At 59.7% G+C, this 1,579-nt stretch carries 3 protein-coding genes; all 3 read right to left on the bottom strand.

All coding sequences use genetic code 11. The features are described 5' to 3' along the window. Positions 1–933, bottom strand: a 933-nt coding sequence (locus AB0E19_RS38650; protein WP_362189914.1) for a hypothetical protein, incomplete at its 3' end; no start/stop codon positions are given. 15 nt (positions 934–948) lie between these two features. Then, entirely contained in the window at positions 949–1,191 is a 243-nt protein-coding gene (locus AB0E19_RS38645; protein ID WP_362189911.1) for a hypothetical protein, read from the bottom strand. Continuing rightward, on the bottom strand, positions 1,188–1,579 hold a 392-nt coding region (locus tag AB0E19_RS38640; RefSeq protein WP_362189908.1), incomplete at its 5' end, for a phage tail assembly chaperone family protein, TAC. The genes AB0E19_RS38640 and AB0E19_RS38645, both read right to left, overlap by 4 nt.

The raw sequence follows: 1,579 nt of genomic DNA, 5'->3' as shown, positions 1-1,579 counted from the left end.
CGTGGCTCCAACCGAACCGCCTGCGTCCAGATTCCGAAGCTGCCGCACCTTGTCGATGAAGTTCACGATAAGAACGGCGCCGTTTGCCATCTCCGCAACCAAGTCGCCCACCCACCTGGTGACAGAGGTGAAGGCGCTCTTCGTCTGGTCGGAGCCCAGGAAGGCGGTCAGCTCCTTGAACTGAGGCAGCAGCTCTGCCGCCACTTCGTTCTTCAAGCCCTGGAACGCCAGTTGGATTTGGTTCGACTGTTCCTTCACCGCCTTCATGGATGCGAGCGTATCCGCATCCAGTACCGCACCAAGGCGCTGAGCTTCATCACCCCACTTACGGAATCCATCACCGTTTCGCGCCAGGAGTGGAGCGAGCAACGACGAGTCGCTTGCGATCGCTTCCATGTAGAAGACCATGTCGGCCTGTGACGCCCCGGCATCCTCTAGAGCCTTGTAGTACTTCTGCAGGACTTCGGGGCCGCTAAGGTTCCGGAACGCGTCAGCCGTCAAGTTGACCCGGGGCGCAATCTGCTCGAAGAAGTCCTTCATTGCACCGCCGCCGGTGCTCAGGAAGTCGCCAAGCTTGTCCTGCGTGTCTTTGAAAATGTCGGCCAGCTTGTCCTGTTGGATGCCGACAGTGGCAGCGCCGGCCGCCATGCGCTGGAACACCTGCTCATTGGTTCCGGAAAGGCGAGAGAACTTCTCCAGCTCTGTTGACGCATCAACGAGCTGTCGGGTCCAGTTCAGAACTGCCGTTCCAGCAACCGCCAAGCCACCCACAGCGGTTCCTGCAATTTTGCCGAAGGCCTTCCCAATGTCAGCAGCAGCGTCGGTGGAGTCCTTGCCCAGCTTCTTCATCTGCTTGGACGCACGGTTCGTGTCGGTCTCGAACGACCCCGTGCGCATCAGAAGATCAACGACGATCGAGCCTGCAGTGGCCATGATTAGATCCGGTTGTTAAAAGCCAAGAGCCTTGGCAACGTCGCGGTCAGCGTCGCTTAGCTCGGGGTCATTTGGGCTTGGCGCGAGGAAGGTCAGGATGCTTTCAAACTTGCCGCCGAAAGTGGCTCCTACGACCGCAGCTGGTCGATGGAATCGGTGTAGGTCGTCGAACGGGTAGAGCTCGTAGAAGGCCCGCCAGCCGTCCAGTTCAGCTGCGGGCATCGCATCGATCTCGCCGAGCGTCTTGCCAAGGCTCAAAGCGAGCTGGTATCGGAACCACTCGCCGCTTCCTCGCCGGGCGAGGTCTCCTTTCCCTGGTAACTGTGCACCTCGCTGATTTCCTTGGTCAGCGCAATCTGCACAGCGAACTTCAGCCTTTTGGCCTGAGCCAGCGAAAGAGCCGGGTTTCCTTCCGGATCGCAGATCGACTTGGCGATCAGGCGTGCCATGGTCTCGGCCTGCTTGTCCGCATCTTCGCTTGCTTGGCCGGCGAAGAACCCGCGCAGAACTCCGGCTTCCTGCTCACGGATGTAGAAGGTGTGCTTCTTTCCGTCGGCCAGCATCACCTCCCGTTCGTGCACGTCATCGGAGATGAAAAGCGACGGATCCAGCAGCGGGGCTGCAGTGTTGGTGGTCTCTGTCATGG

This window comes from Streptomyces sp. NPDC047974 (assembly GCF_040653375.1).
Lineage (GTDB): Bacteria > Actinomycetota > Actinomycetes > Streptomycetales > Streptomycetaceae > Streptomyces.
This window is presented reverse-complemented; position numbering and strand designations above follow the sequence as displayed.